This window comes from Pseudomonas fluvialis (assembly GCF_002234375.1).
GTDB classification, from domain to species: Bacteria; Pseudomonadota; Gammaproteobacteria; order Pseudomonadales; family Pseudomonadaceae; genus Aquipseudomonas; species Aquipseudomonas fluvialis.
In genome coordinates, this window is the sequence record NZ_NMQV01000001.1 from 61,547 (window position 1) to 80,230 (window position 18,684).

The window sequence follows — 18,684 nt, forward strand, 5'->3', positions numbered from 1 at the left end:
TACGCGGCTCACTGCCAGTGTCGCGCAAGTCACGCCGAACAAACACCGCCAGTTGCTATGCCTATTCTGACCAGCCCCTTTGCCGCCCACGACCTGATCCGCCAGCCCGAGATGGCCAACCAGCCACTGCAGGCCTTCGATGCCGCCGATCAGTACCTGCTTGAGCACCTGCATGCCCAGGGCCTGGCCCCGGTCAGCCGGGTGCTGCTGCTCAACGACAGTTTCGGCGCACTGGCCTGTGCACTGACCGGGCACTGCCAGCTCACCAGCAGCGGTGACTCCTTCCTCGGTCACCTGGCCCTGAGCAAGAACCTGCTGCGCAACGGCCTGGCCGCTGACAGCCTGCGCTTCGTGCCGGCCAGCCAGCCCGTCAGCGGCCCCTTCGACTGGGTGGTGCTGCGTATCCCCAAGACGCTGGCCTTGCTCGAAGAGCAACTGATCCGCCTGCACGGCCAGCTGGCACCGGGCGCCCGGGTCGTTGCCGGCGCCATGCTCAAGCACCTGCCCCGCGCCGCAGGCGAGCTACTGGAGCGCTACGTCGGCCCGGTGCAGGCCAGCCTGGCGGTGAAGAAGGCCCGCCTGCTGTTCGCTACGCCGCAGCCGCGTCCGCAGCCGCACTCGCCTTACCCGACCTATTACTCGCTCGAGCAACCCGCCATCCGCCTCGCCAACCACGCCAATGTGTTCTGCCGGGAAGGCCTGGATATCGGCACCCGCGCACTGCTCCCGCACCTGCCCGCGCGCACAGGCGCGCTGCGCGTCGCCGACCTGGGTTGCGGCAACGGCGTGCTGGGGATTGTCTTTGCCCTGCACAATCCCGAGGCACAGCTGACCCTGGTCGACGAGTCCTACATGGCCGTGCAGTCGGCCGAGGAAAACTGGCAGGCCGTGCATGGCGCACGGCCAGTGTCTATCCGCGCGGGCGACGGGCTGGCCGAACAGCCTGCGGCCTCGCTGGACCTGGTGCTGTGCAATCCGCCCTTTCACCAGCAGCAAGTGGTCGGAGACTTCCTCGCCTGGCGTATGTTCCAGCAGGCCCGCGCAGCCTTGGTGGCGGGCGGCGAACTGTGGGTGGTCGGCAACCGCCACCTGGCCTATCACATCAAGCTGAAACGTCTGTTTAGCGAAGTCCATCAGCTGGCCGCCACGGCAAAATTCGTGATTCTCCGCGCAATACGCTAGGCTGGGAAAAACCACCGCAGCGATGGCCACCTGCCACCGAGTTCTCCATGCGCCCCGGCTCACCGAGCGATACGCCCATTCCCTGGCAACGCTACCTGCAAGCCCTGCTGGTCTTTCTGCTGGCCAGCCTGGCCAGCCTGAGCCTGCTTTATCTGCATCAGCAACAGCGCCAGGCAGAAACCGACCAGGCCCTGCGCCAGCAACTGCGTCAGGCCGTGCAACGTTTCGAAGAGGAAGTGCAACAGGCACAGAGTGGCAATGCCGAGCTGCGGCGCCTGCTGGCACGCGGCGCCGAACAGGCCGAACTGGAGCAACTGGCGGCCCAGTTGCTGACCCGCCACCCGCCTATCGTCAGCATCAGCACCACACGCAAGCTGCGCGTCAATTTCATCTACCCGCTACAAGGCAACGAGGCGCTGCTCGGCCTGGACTACAGTGTCAATCCCGAGCAAATGAGCGGCGTTGAACGCGCCATCGCCCAACGCGATACGGTACTGGTCGGACCGATACGCCTGGTGCAGAGCCTTAACCTGGGCATCGTCAACCGCACACCGGTATTTGCCGACGAGGGCAACGGCGAACTACTCGGCCTGGTATCCATCGCGCTCAGTCTGCAGGACACCCTGCAGCGCGCCGGCCTGCTCGATCTGCCCGCCGGGGTACGCCTGGCCCTGCGTGGCGTGGATGGCCAGGGTGAACACGGCCAGATCTTCCACGGCGAGGCCAGCCTGTTTCGCCAGGCTCGCCTGCTACTCAACATACACCTGCCCGGTGGGCAGTGGCAGCTGGCTGCCGACTGGCCACAGCAAGGCCTGACCGCCAGCCGCGAGAGCCGTCTGTTACTGGCCTGCGGCCAGTTGCTGGCCCTGGTGGTCGCCCTGCTGTGGTTTCATCGCCGTCGACCACGCAGTCGCACCGTATTCAGCTCGCGCCCCTTGCCGCTGCGCCAACTGTTGCTCGGCGCCCTGTTGCTGACCCTGCTGCCAATCATCGCCATCGGCGGCTGGCTGGCCTACGAACATGCGCAACGTGCAGCCGAGCAGATCTCCCGGCAACTGGCGGATAGCATCAGCGAACGCACCCAGGACCAGCTGCAGCGTTTCTTTGAGGCCCCACGCAGCGTACTGGCCCTGAATGTCGAGCAAGCCAGCGTGGACCTGCTCGATACACAGCAGCCGGATGCCCTGCTGCAACGCCTGCTCCTGCAACTGCGCCAGCACCCGCTGCTGACCTTTGTCTCGGTCGGCCTCGCCGACGGCCAGTACTATGCCGGCAGTCGTCCACCGATGGGCCCGGACCGCGGGTTGCGCATGCTGCATGCGCGACCGGCCGAGCAGATGCAGATGCAGATCCACCGGGTCGATGCGGCCAACCGCAAAGGCAGCCTGGTTTCTACCGGCGCGCACTTCGACGCCCGCCAGCGCCCCTGGTTCAAGGCGGCCCGTCACAACGGCAGCATGGCCTGGTATGAGGTATATGCCTATGCCATCCATGATCAGGAGCAGGCCTATGCCACCCTGGGTATCGGTATGTCCGCACCGCTGCACGACAGCCAGGGGCGCTTTCTCGGTGTGGCCACCGCGGATATCGCCCTGCCGCAACTCAGCGGGTTTCTCGCCGAACTGAGCGAGGGCACCCAGGCCCTGGTATTTCTTCTGGAAAACGACGACCAGTTGCTGGCCACTTCCAGCACGGACGCCCTGTACCGACGCCAGGGCGAACAGGTCGAGCGCCTGACCAGCCAGACCAGCGATAACCCACTGATTCGTGCCGCCGGCCAGGCCCTGCGCGACAGTGGGGACAGCGAAGGCAGCCTGCACCTGCAGATCGACGGCCAGACCTACCACCTCGACTGGCGTCCCTATGTACTGGCCAAGGGGCCCCGCCTGACCCAGGTCGTGCTGCTGCCGGACAGCCAGTTCGCCAGTGCCATGCAGGCCCTGCTACACAACACCCTGTACCTGGGCCTGGCGGTTCTGGCCCTCGGCCTGCTGATCGCCCTGTTTGTCAGCGACTGGGTCGCCCGTCCGCTGGTTGCCCTCAACCACTGGGCGGCGCAACTCGCCGCCGGACAGTGGCAGGCCAGCCCACCACAGCGCAGCCCGGTGCGCGAGGTCAGCGACCTGGCACGCTCGCTGGACCAGATGGCCAGGCAGTTGCAGCAGAACACCGAGCAACTGGAGCAGCGTGTGGCGCAACGCACCGCCGAACTGCAGCAGGCCAACCTGCAACTCGCCGAGCTGTCACGCACCGACGCACTGACTGGCCTGGGTAACCGCCGCCACTTCGATGAAATCCTCGCCGACGAATGGGCGCGGGCCGCGCGCAGTGGCCAGCAGCTGGCCTTGCTGATGCTGGATGTCGACCACTTCAAGCTGTACAACGACCACCTCGGCCACCAGGCCGGCGACCAGTGCCTGAAGACCATCGCCAGCGTGCTGCAATCCTGCGCACGGCGTGCCGGCGATCACGTGGCCCGCTATGGCGGTGAGGAGTTCGCGGTGATTGCCGCCGATTGCGACCTGGCCCGCGCCCGCCAGCTGGGCGAGACCATCCTCAGCGTACTGGCCACCTTGGGCCTGCCCCACCCGCATAGCCCACTGGGCCGGGTCAGCCTGAGCATCGGCGTGGCGGTACGTGCAGCAAGCAACCAGGGCAGCGCCGGCGAACTCATCGAGCAGGCCGACGCAGCGCTGTACCGAGCCAAGCAAAACGGTCGCAACCGGGTAGAGTCCGACGCGTAGCGTCTCGCCGGCGCACACAAACTGGCTGCACGGTCAGATTCTCGACCTGCCAGCAAGCTGCTATGATGCCGCCGCTTTTTGCCCGGGACGGCGCATGGCGCGGCCTGCAGGGCCATACGCGAGGTCGCTCAGAGCGGTCACGCGTTGCCGAATCAGTCATTTCACGGCGCCCTGGCGCCAGCGGGGAATCCACATGCTGGAAAAACTCTTCCAACTGCAGGCTCACAACACCACGGTGCGCACCGAGCTGCTGGCCGGCCTGACCACCTTCCTGACCATGGCCTACATCCTCTTCGTCAACCCCAGCCTGCTCAGCGAAGCCGGCATGGATCGCGGCGCGGTATTCGTCGCCACCTGCCTGGCGGCCGCAATCGGCTCGGCCATCATGGGCCTGGTTGCCAACTATCCGATCGCCCTGGCGCCCGGCATGGGCCTCAACGCCTTCTTCACCTACACCGTGGTACTGACCATGGGCTACACTTGGCAAGTCGCGCTGGGCGCGGTGTTCCTCTCCGGGGCGATCTTTTTCGCCCTGTCGATCTTCAAGATCCGCGAGTGGATCATCAACAGCATCCCGCTACCACTGCGCTCGGGTATTGCTGCCGGTATCGGCCTGTTCCTGGCGATCATTGCCCTGAAAAATGCCGGCATCGTGGTCGATCATCCGGCCACTCTGGTAACCCTCGGCGACCTCAGCAGCGGCGGCGCCCTGCTCGCCTGCCTGGGCTTCTTCGTCATCGCCGGGCTGTATTACCGCCAGGTCACCGGGGCCGTGATGATTGGCATCCTGCTGGTCACCGTACTGTCCATCGTGCTCGGTCTGTCCAAGCTTGATGGCGTGGTGTCCATGCCGCCCAGCCTGATGCCCACCCTGATGCAACTGGATATCGCCGGTGCTCTGGATATCGGCCTGATCAGCGTGATTTTTGCCTTCCTGTTCGTCGACCTGTTCGACACCTCGGGCACCCTGGTCGGCGTGGCACAAAAAGCCGATCTGCTCGACAAGGACGGCAAGATGCCGCGAGTCGGTCGTGCACTGCTTGCCGACAGTACCGCAACCATGGCCGGCGCTGCGCTGGGTACCAGTACGACCACCAGCTATATCGAATCGGCGGCCGGCATCAGCGCCGGCGGGCGTACCGGCCTGACGGCACTGACCGTGGCGGCGCTGTTCTTGCTCAGCCTGTTCTTCGCCCCGCTGGCCGGCGCCGTACCGGCTTTTGCTACCGCACCGGCGCTGTTGTTCGTCGCCGTGCTGATGACCAGCAGCCTGGCGCGCATCGACTGGGATGACCTGTCGGTTGCCGCCCCGGTGGTGGTCGCCGCGCTGGCCATGCCGCTGACCTTCTCGATCGCCAACGGCATCGCCTTCGGCTTCATCGCCTGGACCGCCATCAAGCTGCTGGCCGGCCAGTGGCGCCAGCTGAACCCGGCGCTGTGGATCCTCTCTGCCCTGTTCGTGGTCAAGCTCGCCTACTTCAGCGCCTAACGCGCTTCGCCTTGCCGGCACTGCCGGCAAGGCTTGGCCTGACCTGCGCAACCGGCTACACTCGCCGCCCGCTGAACAACCCTGCGTCTTTCGTCATGTCGCTGCTCTGCTCACTGTCCTTCTACGTGGTCCTGGCCCTGCAAGCCATGGCCAGCCGTGAGTGGCCACGCGACGCCCTGCTGCGTCGTCGTCGCAGCGTACTGTTCGCCTTCACCTTCTCGCCTCCCGCCGGCTACGCCTGAGCCGCGCCGGCGCCGCTGCCGGCCCTACCTTGCCTGTCTGTCGCAAGCCCGGCTGTCCGTATCCGGGTGGGAGTCTTTTGATGCGTAACTATCTGCTGGCCCTGCTGATCTTCGCCGTTTCGGTGGTCGGTCTGAGCATGGGCGCCACCCTGCCCCTGGTTTCCCTACGTCTGCACGAGGACGGCGCCAGTCCCTGGCTGATCGGCCTGTTCAGTGCGCTACCCGCCGCCGGGATGATCATCGCCGCGCTGCTGATCAATCCATTGCAGCGCCGCTTGAGCGGCCGACACCTGTACCTGGGCAGCTTTGCCGTCGCCCTGCTGTGCTGCGCCGTCCTAGAGTGGCCACAGCCCTCAGCCTGGTTTCTGGGCCTGGCGCGCCTGGGCCTGGGCCTGGCCATGGGCATCCTGGTCATTCTCGGCGAGTCGTGGGTCAACGAACTGTGCAGCGAGGCGCGCCGCGGTCAGGTGGTGGCGTTGTATGCCGCCTGCTTCACCGGTTTCCAGTTGGTCGGCCCGGCGATGATCGGCCTGTTCGGCGCCGCCAGCCCCTGGCTGATCGGCCTGGTCAGTCTGGCCAATCTGCTCGCGTTGCTACTGGTCTATGCCTATCTGCCGGCCGGCTGGGGGCAGGTTGCCGCACACGCCACGCGCAGTTTCTCCCTGGTGGGCTTTTTCCGGGTAGCCCCGGCGCTGTGCATGGGCGTGCTGTTCTTCGCCTTCTTCGATAGCGTGGTGCTGTCGCTGTTCCCGGTTTATGCCAGCGGCCATGGCTATGCGGTGGCTGCGGCGGCCTTCATGGCCACGCTGATCCTGCTCGGCGACATGCTCTGCCAGGTGCCGCTGGGTTGGCTGTCGGATCGCCTGGACCGCCGCCGCCTGCACCTGACCTGCGGGGTTCTGGCTCTGCTGCTAGGCATGGCACTGCCCTGGCTGATGCAACACCCCTGGCTGCTCTGGCCAAGCCTGGCGCTGCTCGGCGCGGTAGCCGGCGGCGTATACACCCTGGCCCTGGTACTGATTGGTCAGGACTTCCGTGGCCAGGACCTGGTTACCGCCAACGCCTGTGTCGGCCTGCTGTGGGGCGTGGGCAGTCTCAGCGGGCCGCTGCTCAGTGGCGCGCTGATGGGCCTGGCCAGCCACGGCCTGCCCCTGGCACTGAGCCTGGCCGCCGGCCTGTTCGTGGTGACCGCGCTGGGCAGCGCGCATCGTCTGCGCCACAGCCTGCCGGCCAGCTAGCCGCTCACCCGCGCAACACGTAACATGCCGGTGCCACTGCCGCGCCGAGGAGACCCACCCGTCATGTTGCGTATTCCCGCCCTTGTTCTGTTTGTCCTGAGCAGCCTTGGCCTGTCGCCTGCACTGGCCCAGGTCGAAGTGCTGCCGGTGGATCACCAGCGCCTGGGACGAGTCTTGGTGGCCAAGGTTTCCGCCGACATCGCGCCAGGCGACTACGAAACCCTGCTCAAGGGGCTGCGCGACCACCCGGGGCACTACCAGCAGAAACTGCTGCTGCTCGACAGCATTGGCGGCAGCGTGCCGGAAGCCCTGCGCATGGGCCGCCTGCTGCGCGAAACCGGTTTTGTTGCGCTGGTAGCGTCCCACGCGGTGTGCCAGGGCAGCTGTGTCTACCTGCTGGCTGCCGGGCAGTCACGCACCATACGCGGTGCGGTAGGCCTGCATCGCCCCGCCTATCCGGGTGCCGACTCCAGCCTGGGCGCCGAGCAGGCCCGCCAGCAGCGCTATAACCCGCAGCACTACCTGCGCGAAATGGGCGTTTCCGCACAGCTGTTCCGCGACATGCAGGCCATCGCCCCGCACAGCCCGCGACTGCTCTCCGCGCTGGAGCTCAGTCGCTACGGGCTGCACTGAGGCTACTTGCAGCCGCCACCGTGCGCCTGCTGGTCGGCATGGTAGGAGGAGCGTACCAGCGGGCCGGAGGCCACATTCTTGAAGCCCATGCGCGCACCTTCCTCGGCAAACCAGGCAAAGGTGTCCGGATGTACGAAGCGCTGCACGGCCATGTGGCTGCGTGACGGCTGTAGATACTGACCCAAGGTAAGCATGTCGATCTCGTGCTCGCGCATGCGCTGCATGACCTCCAGCACTTCCTCGTCGGTCTCGCCCAGGCCGAGCATCAACCCGGATTTGGTCGGTACCCCTGGCACGCGCTTCTTGAAGTTTTCCAGCAGGTCCAGCGACCACTCGAAGTCGGAGCCGGGACGCGCAGCACGGTACAGCCGCGGCACGGTTTCCAGGTTGTGGTTGAACACATCCGGCGGCTCGCTGGCAGTGATATCCAGAGCAATCTCCATGCGCCCACGGTAGTCCGGCACCAGGGTTTCCAGCTGGATGCTCGGCGACAGGCGGCGAATCTCGCGCAGGCAGTCGGCAAAATGCTGAGCTCCGCCATCACGCAGATCATCACGGTCGACCGAGGTGATCACCACGTACTTCAGGCGCATGTCGGCAATCGCCTTGGCCAGGTTCCGCGGCTCGTCGGGGTCGAGCGGCTTGGGCCGGCCATGGCCGACATCGCAGAACGGGCAGCGCCTTGTACAGATATCGCCCATGATCATGAAGGTCGCGGTGCCACTGGAGAAGCACTCGCCCAGGTTCGGGCAGGACGCTTCCTCGCAGACGCTGTGCAGCTTGTGCTGACGCAGCGTGCTCTTGATCTGGTCGACTTCGGCCGACACCGGCACGCGCACGCGAATCCAGTCCGGCTTGCGCGGCAACTCGTCGGTGGGAATGATCTTCACCGGAATACGCGCGACCTTCTCGGCACCGCGCAGCTTGACGCCAGCTTCGACTTTGGCCGGCTTGCCGGCGGGGTTTTCACTACTCATAGGGATTCGATACCGCCCGCGAGGGTCTGCTGTACTGGGTAATCGAGGTGTGTGACGAGCTGTTCGCGCAATTGGCCACTGACCCTGGCGAAATCCACCGGGGCGTCGATCAGCTCGCGCAACTGAGTCATGGCCATGCCCGCATAGCCACAGGGGTTGATACGACTGAACGGCTGCAGATCCATGTCGAGGTTGAGTGCCAGGCCATGGAAAGAACAACCGCGGCGGATGCGCAGGCCCAGCGAGGCGATCTTCGCCGCGCCCACATACACCCCCGGCGCATCGGCACGTGGCGCGGCACTGACGCCATATTCGGCCAGCAAGGCGACCAGGCTCTGCTCGATACGGCTGACCAGCTCCCGTACGCCGAGACCCTTGCGGCGCACATCGAGCAGCAGGTAAGCCACCAGCTGCCCCGGACCGTGGTAGGTCACCTGACCACCGCGATCGACCTGCACCACCGGAATATCGCCGGGGAACAGCAGGTGTTCGGCCTTGCCGGCCTGGCCCTGGGTAAATACCGGCGGATGCTGCAACAGCCAGATTTCGTCAGGCGTCTCGGGGCCGCGCGCATCCGTGAAGCGCTGCATCGCCTGCCAGGTGGGGAGATAGGGCTGCAGCCCCAGATCGCGCACGCCCAACGGGGGCAGCGGCGCGCCGTCCATCACAACACCATGTGCACGCGCCCGGTGGCGCGCAGGTCGACATGGATGGCCTGCAACTGCTCGACACCCGTGGCGGTGATCAGCACCTGCACGGACAGGAAGCGACCATTGCGGCTATCGCGGATCACCAGGCTGCCGGCATCGAAATCCGGCGCATGGCGCTGCATCACCTCGATGATCAGCTCGGTGAAGCCCTCGCCCGCCTCGCCGATCACCTTGATCGGGTAGCGCTCGCAGGGGAACTCGATTTTCGGAGCTTGTACGTCGGTATCGTTCATGACTTCTGCAGGCTTGTGGCCTGTTGGCAAGGGGCTGTCGGGTAGACAGCAAATGGGGGCGTGCCTGGCCGATTGCAAGCAGGCCCGGGCAAGTTTGCCGGACGCCCCGCAGGGCGTCCATGCGACCTCAGTTGAACAGGTTGAAGAAGAACAGTCGTACGCTGTCCCACAGACGGCGGAAGAAACCACCCTGCTCAACTGCTTCCAGGGCCACCAGATCGCTGCTGTGCACCAGTTGCTCGCCCAGCTTGACCTCGACCTTGCCAATCACCTGACCGGCTTCGATCGGGGCTTCCAGCTGCGGGTTGAGCAGCATGCCGGCCTGCAATTGGGCCATCTGGCCCTTGGGCAGGGTCAGGCTGAGGTCTTCGGCCAAGCCGGCCTTGACCTGGCGTGTCGTACCTTTCCAGACCGTCGCCTGGGCCAGCTCGGCGCCTTTCTGGAAGAAGGTCTTGGTTTCGAAGAAGCGGAAGCCGTAGGTCAGCAGTTTCTGGGTTTCCGCGGCACGCGCCTGCTCGCTGACCGTACCGAATACCGAAGTGATCATCCGTGCGTTGTCACGCACCGCTGACGCCACCAGGCAGAAGCCTGCCTCCTCGGTATGCCCGGTCTTCAGGCCATCGACCGTCTTGTCGCGCCACAGCAGCAGGTTGCGGTTGGGCTGCTTGATGTTGTTCCAGAAGAACTCCTTCTGCGAGTAGATCGCATAGTGCTCGGGGTCTTCGAGGATGATTGCCCGCGCCAGGATGGCCATGTCGTGCGCGCTGGAATAGTGGTTGGGGTCTGGCAGGCCCGTGGCATTGACGAAATGCGTGTTGTGCATGCCCAGGCGCTGCGCAGTGGCATTCATCATGTCAGCGAAGGCTTCCTCGCTGCCGGCAATGTACTCGGCGATCGCCACACTGGCATCGTTGCCGGACTGGATGATGATGCCGTGCAGCAGGTCGCTGACGCTGACCTGGGTGTTGACCTGGATGAACATGCGCGAGCCGCCGGTACGCCAGGCCTTTTCGCTGACAGTCACCATGTCCTGCTCGCCGATCTTGCCGTTACGGATTTCCAGGGTGGCGATGTAGGCGGTCATCAGCTTGGTCAGGCTGGCGGGCGGCAGGCGCTGGTCGCCATTGTTTTCCACCAGCACCTTGCCGCTGGCGGCATCCATCAGCACGTAGGACTTGGCCGCCAGCTGCGGCGCGGCCGGCAGTGCCGGGGCGCTGGCCTGGGCCAGGCCGGCAAGGCTCAGGGACAGGGTCAGCAGAAGGGATTTGCCAAGGGTCAGAATGTTCATCGTTCTCTCTAAGGGTCAGCGGGACAGCACCCCTGCCCAGGCCAAGGCCTGCACAAGGGCATGGAAAAACTCAATCGCCACGCACCAGGGTGGCCAGGCCGAAGTTGGCCAGGCTCAGGTCGTCACGCAGGCGTTCAGCCTCGCTCTGGCTGGACAAGGGCCCGAGCCGCACGCGGTGCAGTATCTGCTGGTTGCGCACCACCGAACTGATCAAGACCGGCGCACTCACGGCTGCGCTCAACTTGGCTTTGAGCAGCTCGGCAGCGTCGGGATTGGCGAAGGCTGCCAGTTGGAGATACAGGCCAGAGGCTGCGGGTAAAGCGTTTTTTTTTACGTCGACTTCCACCGGCAGCACGGCAGCCGCATGTTGCTGGGGCGGTGGCGTGTACTGCTCGACCGCCAGCGGGGCAGCCGCCTGCGGGGCGCTCTGCACCTGACTGGTGAGGGGTTGCGCAACCTGCTGCGGCTGGGCCAGGACCATGGGCACCGGACGCCCCTGCTGGGCCCACCACTGGTGCGGATCGATGCCTTCGACCTTGACCCGTGCCGTACCACTCTCGGCATAACCGAGCTTCTTGGCGGCGGCAAACGACAGGTCGATGATGCGGTCGGAATAGAACGGCCCGCGGTCATTGACGCGCAGGATCACCGTACGGCCATTCTCCAGGTTGGTCACCCGCACGTAGCTGGGCAACGGCAGGGTCTTGTGCGCTGCGGTCATGCCGTACAGGTCATAAGCCTCGCCATTGGCAGTGGCCTGCCCGTGAAACTTGGTGCCGTACCAGGAGGCAATACCCGTGGCGCGATAATTGCGCGCATCACTGATCGGGTAGTAGGTCTGCCCGAAAACCGTATAGGGATTGGCCTTGAACTTGCCATAATGGGGCATGGGTACCGCATCGGGAATGCGCGATACATCAACGTCCCACCAGGGCGCACCATCCCGCGAAGGACGCTGGTAGTTACCGGGACCGGAGATCACCCCACCCTGGGCTACCGGCGCCACAGGCTGTGGGGTACGGCTGGTGGTGCAACTCGCCAGCAGCACGCTGAAAGCCAGCAGGCTCAGGCTCAGGCGACGGCTCATCGAATACCTCGGCGGGCAATTTCCTCAGACAGCTGATGCACCGCCAGGGCGTACATCAGGCTGCGGTTGTAGCGGGTGATGGTGAAGAAGTTGGGCAGGCCCATCCAGTACTCGACACCTTCGGCTCCATCCTGACGGAATGCCGTCACCGGCAGGTCATCACGCAGTACGTCCTGGCTACGCCAGCCCAAGGCGCGCAGCTTGCCGACCGTACTGGTCGCGTCCAGCCCAGGGCTCAGCGCATCGACGGCGGAGGCGTCGCGCAGTTCGGCACGACTGACCACCGGCTCACCGCTCTTCCAGCCGTGCGCCTTGAAGTAGCTGGCGACACTGCCAATGGCATCCACCGGATTGGTCCAGATATTGATATGCCCATCACCATCAAAATCCACCGCATAGGCACGGAAGCTGCCCGGCATGAACTGCGGCAAGCCCATGGCCCCGGCATAGGAGCCCTTGAGGCTGAGCGGGTCAACCTGCTCCTCACGGGTCAGCAGGAGAAACTCGCGCAACTGCTGGCAGAAGAACGGCGCACGCGGCGGATAGTCGAAACACAGTGTGGACAGTGCATCGAGCACCCGCCAGCTGCCGGTATTGCCACCGTAGAAGGTTTCCACACCAATGATCGCCACGATAACCTCGGCGGCCACGCCATATTCGCGCTCGGCACGCGCCAGCGCCTCGGCATGCTGACGGGCAAACGCCTGGCCCTTCTGAATGCGTGCTTCGGTAATGAAAATCGGCCGGTATTCGCTCCAGGGGCGGACCCGTTCGGCGGGGCGCGAAATGGCGTCGAGAATGGCCTGCTTGCGCTCTGCCTGGGCAAACAGCCGCTGCAATTGCTCGCCGGCAAAGCCATGTTCACGGGTCATCTGCTCGATGAATTGCTCGACGGCAGGTACACCACTGTAGTCAGCCGCCTGCGCAGCACTCTGCAGGCCTAGGCCGACCAACAATGCCAGGGCGCCGCGACGCACCTGTAAAAGCCAATTTCCGTTCAAATTCTGCACTCTTTCAAACCTGGGCAATCCATTTGCGATGGGTATGGATCGCCATCAAAATCCCGAAACTGGACAGCAGCGTCACCAGCGAAGTTCCTCCCAGGCTGATGAAGGGCAAGGGCACCCCCACGACGGGCAACAGGCCGCTGACCATGCCGATGTTGACAAACACATAGACGAAAAAGGTCAGGGTCAGGCTGCCCGCCAGCAACTTGCCAAACAGCGTCTGCGCCTGGGCGGTGATCATAAGGCCACGAGCAATCAATAGCAGGTACAGCAACAACAAAATAGCGATGCCGACCATGCCGAACTCTTCGCCAAGCACGGCAATGATAAAGTCCGTGTGGCTTTCCGGCAAAAAATCCAGATGCGACTGGGTGCCTTGCAACCAGCCCTTGCCCCACACGCCCCCCGAGCCAATGGCGGCCTTGGACTGAATAATGTTCCAGCCAGCCCCCAAGGGATCGTTCTCCGGGTCGAGAAAGGTCAGCACCCGGCGCTTCTGATAGTCGTGCATGTAGAAGGTCCACAGCGCGACAGCCAGCGGCACGGCGGCGGCCAACGCACCCAGCATCCAGCGCCAGCGCAGCCCGCCGACAAACAGCACGAACACGCCAGCGGCCAGGATCAGCAACGAAGTTCCCAGATCAGGTTGCTTGGCAATCAGCACCACCGGCATGCCGATCAGCACCAGGCTGATGGCGATATGTTTGAGGCGCGGCGGCAGGTTGTGCCGCGCCAGATACCAGGCGATGGTCATCGGCATGATGATTTTCATCAGCTCGGAGGGCTGGAACCGCATCACCCCAGGAATATGAATCCAGCGGGTCGCGCCCATCGCCGTGTAGCCGAACAACTCCACCCAGACCAGCAACAACAAGCCACCCAGGTAGGCCAGCGGCACCCAGCGCGCCATGAAGCGCGGCTCGATCTGGGCAATCACCAGCATGGCCGCCAGGCCGATGGCAAAAGAGCTGGCCTGTTTATAGAGCAGCTCCCAGTTCTTGCCACTCGCCGAATAGAGGATGAACAAGCCGGCACAGGCCAGAGTGACCAGCAACAGCAACAGGATGCCGTCGATGTGCAGGCGCTGCAGCAGGCTGGCACGTCGCTTGAGCACATCCTCCTGGGAAATGGTCCGATCGAAATTACCCGTCATATTCATGGCTTGCTCCCGGCGCCAGGCAGCGCAGCGGCATACTCGGCCTTAAGCTGGCCCTGCTCGTCGAGCAGCCAGGCATCCATCACCGCCTTGGCCACCGGCGCCGCCACACCCGACCCCGATTCGCCGTTCTCGACCATGACCGCCACGGCAATCTGCGGTGCTTCGGCCGGCGCGAAGGCAATAAACAGCGCATGGTCACGATGCCGTTCAGCCACCTTGTTGCGGTCATACTTCTCGCCCTGCTTGATCGCCACCACCTGCGCCGTGCCGCTCTTGCCGGCAATCCGATAGAGCGACGCCGCACCGACCTTGTTGGCGGTGCCGCGCGGACTGTGCAACACCGCCTCCATGCCCTGGCGAATCAGGTCCCAGGTACGTGGATCGCGGTAGACGATATCCGGCATCGGCTTGGGGTCGACCGGCGGCGTGCCATCCAGGCTGCGCGCCAGGTGCGGGCGAATCCACCGACCGCGGGTAGCCACCAGCGCCGTGGCCTGGGCCAACTGCAAGGGCGTGGCCTGCATATAGCCCTGGCCAATACCGAGGATCAGCGTTTCCCCCGGGTACCAGGCTTGGCGATAGCGGTTGCGCTTCCACTCGCGCGACGGCATCAATCCGCCGGTTTCCTCGTACATATCCAGCGCCACGCGCTGACCAAAACCGTAGGCACTCATGTACTGGTGCAGACGATCAATACCCAACCGGTTGGCCAGATCGTAGAAGTAGGTGTCGTTGGAGCGGGCAATGGCCAGTTCCATATCGACCCAGCCATCGCCATTGCGATTCCAGTTGCGGTACTTGTGACTATGGTTGGGCAGCTGGAAGAAGCCCGGATCGAAAACCCGCGAACTGCGGGTAATCACCCCGGCATCCAGCCCCGCCGCAGCGACCATTGGCTTGATCGTCGAACCCGGCGGGTAAAGGCCGCGCAACACACGGTTGTACAGCGGCCGGTCGATGGAGTCGCGCAACTCGGCATAAGCCTTGAAACCGATGCCGGTGACGAAGGGGTTGGGATCGAAGCTCGGCTGACTGACCATCGCCAACACTTCGCCGCTGTCCGGCTGGATCGCCACGATGGCACCACGTCGACCGCCCAGCGCCTCTTCGGCAGCTTCCTGCAGGCGTACATCCAGGGTCAGGTGCAGATCAGCCCCCGGCTTGGGGTCGGTGCGCTTGAGTACCCGCAGCACCCGGCCACGGGCATTGGTCTCAACCTCCTCGTAGCCCACCTGACCATGCAACTGATCTTCGTAGAATTTCTCCAGCCCCGTCTTGCCGATATGGTGGGTGCCGCTGTAATTGGTCGGATCGAGGTTTTTCAGCTCTTGTTCATTGATCCGCCCGACATACCCCACCGAATGGGCAAAATGCTCCTTGAGCGGGTAATGGCGGACCAGTTGCGCCGCCACGTCGACGCCGGGCAAACGAAACTGATTGACGGCGATCCGCGCGATCTGCTCTTCCGACAACTCGAACATGATCGGCACCGGCTCGAAAGGCCGGCGGCCCTGGCGAGTGCGCCGCTCGAACAAGGCACGCTCTTCCTCGCCCAATTCAAGCACCTCGACCACCTGATCCAGCACCTGCTGCCAGTCGCCGGCACGCTCGCGGGTCAGGGTCAGGCTGAAGCTGGGCCGGTTGTCCGCCAGGATCACCCCGTTGCGGTCGTAGATCAGCCCGCGAGTCGGCGGAATCGGCTGCACATGGATGCGGTTGTTTTCCGCCAGGGTCGAGTGATACTCGTACTGCACCACCTGCAGGTAATACAGGCGCGCCAGCAGCACGCTCATCAGCAGCAGCACCACCGCGGCACTGACCAGCACCCGGCGTTTCACCAGGCGGGCATCGCGTTCGTGGTCCTTGAGGCGGATCGGCTGCGGCATCGACGCTTACTTGTGGTAGGGGTGGCCGTTGAGTACGGTCCAGGCCCGGTAGATCTGCTCACCCAGCAGGATACGCACCAGCGGATGGGGTAGGGTCAGCGGCGACAGCGACCAGCGCTGCTCGCTGCGCGCACAGACCTCCGGCGCCAGCCCTTCCGGACCGCCGACCATGAGGTTGACGTTGCGCGCCTCGAGGCGCCAGCGCGCCAACTGCTCGGCCAACTGCTCGGTACTCCAGGGTCGCCCTTGGACTTCCAGAGTGACGATGCGTTCCCCCGGCTGCACCTTGGCCAGCATGGCCTCGCCTTCCTGGCGGATCAGCCGGGCCACATCGGCATTCTTGCTGCGCGTGTGCAGGGGTATTTCCACCAGTTCCAGAGGCAGCTCGGGCGGCAGGCGCTTGGCATATTCCTGCCAGCCGTCTTCCACCCAGCGCGGCATGCGCGAGCCCACGCAGATCAGCCTGATGCGCACGGCCGTGTTACTCCTGGTGTTGCGCGCGGCTCTGTTCGGCGCCCTGCCACAGACGCTCCAGGTCATAGAACTCGCGGGTAGCTTCCTGCATGACATGCACAACCACGTCACCCAGGTCGAGCAGCGCCCATTCGCCGCCATCCAGGCCTTCGTTGCCGACCGGCCGCACACCCTGTTCCTTGACCTTCTCCAGCACGTTCTCGGCAAGCGACTTGACGTGGCGCCCGGAAGTACCGCTGGCAATCACCATGAAATCGGTGATGCTGGTCTTGCCGCGCACATCGATGGTCGTGATGTCCTTGGCCTTGAGATCTTCCAGGGCGGCGATCGCCAGCTGGAGCAGTTGTTCGTTTTGCATCGTTACCTCGGTTCAATGAGCAGCACGGTACAGTCCGTGCTGCTGGATATAGGCGAGTACGGCATCGGGCACCAGGTAGCGCACCGAGCGGTTCTCTGCCAGCAAATGGCGAATCTGCGTGGCCGACACCGCCAGCGGGGTCTGCCAGACACAGGCAATCTGTCCGGCCGGCCCTTGCAGTTGCCCAGGATCGGCCACACTGCGCGCCGCCAGCAGGTCGCGCAGCACTTCGGGCGCCTCGCTGTCGGCATCCGGGCGCTGCAACACCAGGATGTGGCACAACTCCAGCAACTCCGTCCAGCGGTGCCAGCTCGGCAGGCCGCAGAAGGCATCCCAGCCCAACACCAGCAGCAGGCTGTCCTGCGCAGCCAGCTCACTGCGCAGCGAACACAGCGTGTCATAGGTATAGGACGGGGCCTGCCGAGACAGCTCGCGATCATCCACGCACAACGGCGGCAGGTCCTGCACGGCCAGGCGCACCATCGCCAGGCGCTGCTCGGCACTGGCTTGCGGTGCCTGGCGATGCGGTGGCCGTGCACTGGGCAGCAGGCGCAACTCCTGCAACTGCAGCAGTTCGGCCACTTCCACGGCCGCCCGCAGGTGGCCGATATGAATGGGGTCGAAGGTGCCGCCGAGCAGGCCGATGCGACGGCTCATCAGCTGCGTACGTGGCCGTCGCCGAACACCACGTATTTCTCGCTGGTCAGGCCGTGCAGGCCGACCGGGCCGCGCGCATGCAGCTTGTCGGTGGAGATACCGATTTCTGCGCCCAGGCCATATTCAAAACCATCGGCAAAGCGTGTCGAGGCATTAACCATCACCGAACTGGAATCAACCTCAGCAAGGAAGCGCCGCGCATCACTGAAGTTCTCGGTGATGATCGCATCGGTGTGCTGCGAGCCGTAGTGATTGATGTGCTCGATGGCCGCTTCCAGCGAATCGACAATACGGATTGCCAGGATCGGCGCATTGTATTCGGCAAACCAGTCATCCTCGCTGGCCGCCAGCACCGCACTGCCCAGCAGCTCGCGGGTCGCCGCACAGCCACGCAGCTCCACCCCCTTGGTCTGGTAGATCTCGCCCAGCGGCGGCAGTACGCGCGCAGCGATGGCGCGATGCACCAGCAGCGTTTCCATGGTATTGCACGGCGCATAGCGCTGGGTCTTGGCGTTGTCAGCCACGCGCACCGCCTTGTCCAGATCGGCAGCCTGGTCGATATAGACATGGCAGACGCCATCCAGATGCTTGATTACCGGTACGCGCGCCTCGCGGCTGATGCGTTCGATCAGGCTCTTGCCGCCACGCGGCACAATCACATCGACATACTCGGGCATGCTGATCAGCGCACCCACGGCCGCCCGATCGGTGGTTTCCACCACCTGCACCACGGCAGCCGGCAAGCCGGCAGCGGCGATACCCTGCTGCACACAGCGGGCAATCGCCTGATTGGAATGGATGGCCTCCGAGCCGCCGCGCAGGATGGTGGCATTGCCGGACTTGAGGCACAGGCTGGCCGCATCGATGGTCACGTTAGGACGCGATTCATAGATGATGCCGATCACCCCCAGCGCCACGCGCATCTTGCCGACCTGAATACCTGAAGGCATGTAGCGCATGTCGCGGATCTCACCGATCGGGTCCGGCAGGGCGGCCACCTGGCGCAGGCCTTCGATCATGTCGTCGATGCGTGCCGGGGTCAGCGCCAGGCGATCCAGCATCGCCTCATCCAGCCCGTTTTTCCGGCCAGCCTGCAGATCCAGTTGATTGGCCTGCAACAGCGCTTCGCGCTCGGCATCCAGGGCCTCGGCGGCAGCCAGCAGGGCATGATTCCTCTGCGCGGTACTGGCCCGCGCCAGCTGACGCGAGGCCTCGCGGGCGGCACGTCCCAGGCGGGTCATGTAGTCGAGTACGGTCTCGGTCATCGGGTCGGTCTCGCTGGACGAACGTCGGAGAAAGCCGCTGAGTATACCCAGCGCG

General features: G+C 64.6%; 18 protein-coding genes. 6 read left to right on the forward strand and 12 right to left on the reverse strand.

Going from position 1 to position 18,684, the window contains the following annotated elements:
• The first annotated feature begins 57 nt into the window (after positions 1–57).
• The 6 genes from CFY91_RS00285 (at position 58) to CFY91_RS00305 (ending at position 7,528) form a co-directional block, all read left to right on the forward strand.
• Entirely contained in the window at positions 58–1,182 is a 1,125-nt protein-coding gene (locus tag CFY91_RS00285) for a methyltransferase (protein WP_093984330.1), read from the forward strand.
• A 47-nt stretch (positions 1,183–1,229) separates the two neighbouring features.
• Positions 1,230–3,926: a diguanylate cyclase domain-containing protein gene (locus CFY91_RS00290; RefSeq protein ID WP_093984331.1), complete on the forward strand. Its 2,697-nt coding sequence runs from the start codon at positions 1,230–1,232 to the stop codon at positions 3,924–3,926.
• A 193-nt stretch (positions 3,927–4,119) separates the two neighbouring features.
• A complete protein-coding gene (locus CFY91_RS00295) occupies positions 4,120–5,415 on the forward strand; it encodes an NCS2 family permease (RefSeq protein ID WP_093984332.1) in 1,296 nt (431 codons plus the stop codon).
• A gap of 95 nt (positions 5,416–5,510) precedes the next feature.
• Entirely contained in the window at positions 5,511–5,657 is a 147-nt protein-coding gene (locus tag CFY91_RS15960; protein ID WP_165765279.1) for a hypothetical protein, read from the forward strand.
• Positions 5,658–5,737: 80 nt separating this feature from the next.
• The gene (locus CFY91_RS00300) at positions 5,738–6,895 is read left to right on the forward strand and encodes an MFS transporter (protein ID WP_093984333.1); all 1,158 of its coding nucleotides are present in this window, start codon (positions 5,738–5,740) and stop codon (positions 6,893–6,895) included.
• 63 nt (positions 6,896–6,958) lie between these two features.
• A complete protein-coding gene (locus tag CFY91_RS00305; RefSeq protein ID WP_093984334.1) occupies positions 6,959–7,528 on the forward strand; it encodes a COG3904 family protein in 570 nt (189 codons plus the stop codon).
• A gap of 2 nt (positions 7,529–7,530) precedes the next feature.
• Here the strand turns inward: CFY91_RS00305 and lipA are convergent, their stop codons facing one another.
• The 12 genes from lipA to CFY91_RS00365 form a co-directional block, all read right to left on the reverse strand.
• Positions 7,531–8,505, reverse strand: a complete 975-nt coding sequence (gene lipA, locus CFY91_RS00310) for a lipoyl synthase (RefSeq protein ID WP_093984335.1) — start codon at positions 8,503–8,505, stop codon at positions 7,531–7,533.
• Positions 8,502–9,170: a lipoyl(octanoyl) transferase LipB gene (lipB, locus tag CFY91_RS00315; protein WP_093984336.1), complete on the reverse strand. Its 669-nt coding sequence runs from the start codon at positions 9,168–9,170 to the stop codon at positions 8,502–8,504. The genes lipA and lipB overlap by 4 nt, the downstream gene beginning before the upstream one ends.
• Positions 9,170–9,448, reverse strand: a complete 279-nt coding sequence (locus CFY91_RS00320; protein WP_093984337.1) for a DUF493 domain-containing protein — start codon at positions 9,446–9,448, stop codon at positions 9,170–9,172. The genes lipB and CFY91_RS00320 overlap by 1 nt, the downstream gene beginning before the upstream one ends.
• Before the next feature lie 127 nt (positions 9,449–9,575).
• Positions 9,576–10,736: a D-alanyl-D-alanine carboxypeptidase family protein gene (locus CFY91_RS00325; protein ID WP_093984338.1), complete on the reverse strand. Its 1,161-nt coding sequence runs from the start codon at positions 10,734–10,736 to the stop codon at positions 9,576–9,578.
• A gap of 70 nt (positions 10,737–10,806) precedes the next feature.
• Positions 10,807–11,823, reverse strand: coding sequence for a septal ring lytic transglycosylase RlpA family protein (locus CFY91_RS00330; RefSeq protein WP_093984339.1), 1,017 nt, complete (start codon positions 11,821–11,823; stop codon positions 10,807–10,809).
• On the reverse strand, positions 11,820–12,824 hold the full coding sequence (gene mltB, locus CFY91_RS00335; RefSeq protein WP_093984410.1) for a lytic murein transglycosylase B: 1,005 nt from the start codon (positions 12,822–12,824) through the stop codon (positions 11,820–11,822). The genes CFY91_RS00330 and mltB overlap by 4 nt, the downstream gene beginning before the upstream one ends.
• 13 nt (positions 12,825–12,837) lie before the next feature.
• The gene (rodA, locus tag CFY91_RS00340) at positions 12,838–13,983 is read right to left on the reverse strand and encodes a rod shape-determining protein RodA (RefSeq protein WP_093984411.1); all 1,146 of its coding nucleotides are present in this window, start codon (positions 13,981–13,983) and stop codon (positions 12,838–12,840) included.
• Positions 13,984–13,985: 2 nt separating this feature from the next.
• A complete protein-coding gene (gene mrdA, locus CFY91_RS00345) occupies positions 13,986–15,875 on the reverse strand; it encodes a penicillin-binding protein 2 (RefSeq protein WP_093984340.1) in 1,890 nt (629 codons plus the stop codon).
• A gap of 6 nt (positions 15,876–15,881) precedes the next feature.
• Entirely contained in the window at positions 15,882–16,349 is a 468-nt protein-coding gene (rlmH, locus tag CFY91_RS00350) for a 23S rRNA (pseudouridine(1915)-N(3))-methyltransferase RlmH (protein WP_093984341.1), read from the reverse strand.
• 7 nt (positions 16,350–16,356) lie between these two features.
• Positions 16,357–16,707 carry a ribosome silencing factor gene (rsfS, locus tag CFY91_RS00355; RefSeq protein WP_093984342.1) on the reverse strand — a complete coding sequence of 117 codons (351 nt, stop codon included), beginning with the start codon at positions 16,705–16,707 and terminating at the stop codon, positions 16,357–16,359.
• A 12-nt stretch (positions 16,708–16,719) separates the two neighbouring features.
• The gene (gene nadD / locus CFY91_RS00360; protein WP_093984343.1) at positions 16,720–17,364 is read right to left on the reverse strand and encodes a nicotinate-nucleotide adenylyltransferase; all 645 of its coding nucleotides are present in this window, start codon (positions 17,362–17,364) and stop codon (positions 16,720–16,722) included.
• A complete protein-coding gene (locus CFY91_RS00365; protein WP_093984412.1) occupies positions 17,364–18,629 on the reverse strand; it encodes a glutamate-5-semialdehyde dehydrogenase in 1,266 nt (421 codons plus the stop codon). The genes nadD and CFY91_RS00365 overlap by 1 nt, the downstream gene beginning before the upstream one ends.
• Positions 18,630–18,684 lie beyond the last annotated feature (55 nt).

Bases quoted from the DNA above. Each gene is read 5' to 3' on its own strand.
- CFY91_RS15960 (WP_165765279.1), top strand. From the start codon at position 5,511: ATGTCGCTGCTCTGCTCACTGTCCTTCTACGTGGTCCTGGCCCTGCAA.
- CFY91_RS00295 (WP_093984332.1), top strand. From the start codon at position 4,120: ATGCTGGAAAAACTCTTCCAACTGCAGGCTCACAACACCACGGTGCGC.
- CFY91_RS00300 (WP_093984333.1), top strand. From the start codon at position 5,738: ATGCGTAACTATCTGCTGGCCCTGCTGATCTTCGCCGTTTCGGTGGTC.
- CFY91_RS00290 (WP_093984331.1), top strand. From the start codon at position 1,230: ATGCGCCCCGGCTCACCGAGCGATACGCCCATTCCCTGGCAACGCTAC.
- CFY91_RS00320 (WP_093984337.1), bottom strand. From the start codon at position 9,448: ATGAACGATACCGACGTACAAGCTCCGAAAATCGAGTTCCCCTGCGAG.
- CFY91_RS00285 (WP_093984330.1), top strand. From the start codon at position 58: ATGCCTATTCTGACCAGCCCCTTTGCCGCCCACGACCTGATCCGCCAG.
- nadD (WP_093984343.1), bottom strand. From the start codon at position 17,364: ATGAGCCGTCGCATCGGCCTGCTCGGCGGCACCTTCGACCCCATTCAT.
- CFY91_RS00330 (WP_093984339.1), bottom strand. From the start codon at position 11,823: ATGAGCCGTCGCCTGAGCCTGAGCCTGCTGGCTTTCAGCGTGCTGCTG.
- CFY91_RS00325 (WP_093984338.1), bottom strand. From the start codon at position 10,736: ATGAACATTCTGACCCTTGGCAAATCCCTTCTGCTGACCCTGTCCCTG.
- lipA (WP_093984335.1), bottom strand. From the start codon at position 8,505: ATGAGTAGTGAAAACCCCGCCGGCAAGCCGGCCAAAGTCGAAGCTGGC.
- CFY91_RS00365 (WP_093984412.1), bottom strand. From the start codon at position 18,629: ATGACCGAGACCGTACTCGACTACATGACCCGCCTGGGACGTGCCGCC.
- CFY91_RS00305 (WP_093984334.1), top strand. From the start codon at position 6,959: ATGTTGCGTATTCCCGCCCTTGTTCTGTTTGTCCTGAGCAGCCTTGGC.
- mrdA (WP_093984340.1), bottom strand. From the start codon at position 15,875: ATGCCGCAGCCGATCCGCCTCAAGGACCACGAACGCGATGCCCGCCTG.
- rsfS (WP_093984342.1), bottom strand. From the start codon at position 16,707: ATGCAAAACGAACAACTGCTCCAGCTGGCGATCGCCGCCCTGGAAGAT.
- lipB (WP_093984336.1), bottom strand. From the start codon at position 9,170: ATGGACGGCGCGCCGCTGCCCCCGTTGGGCGTGCGCGATCTGGGGCTG.
- rodA (WP_093984411.1), bottom strand. From the start codon at position 13,983: ATGACGGGTAATTTCGATCGGACCATTTCCCAGGAGGATGTGCTCAAG.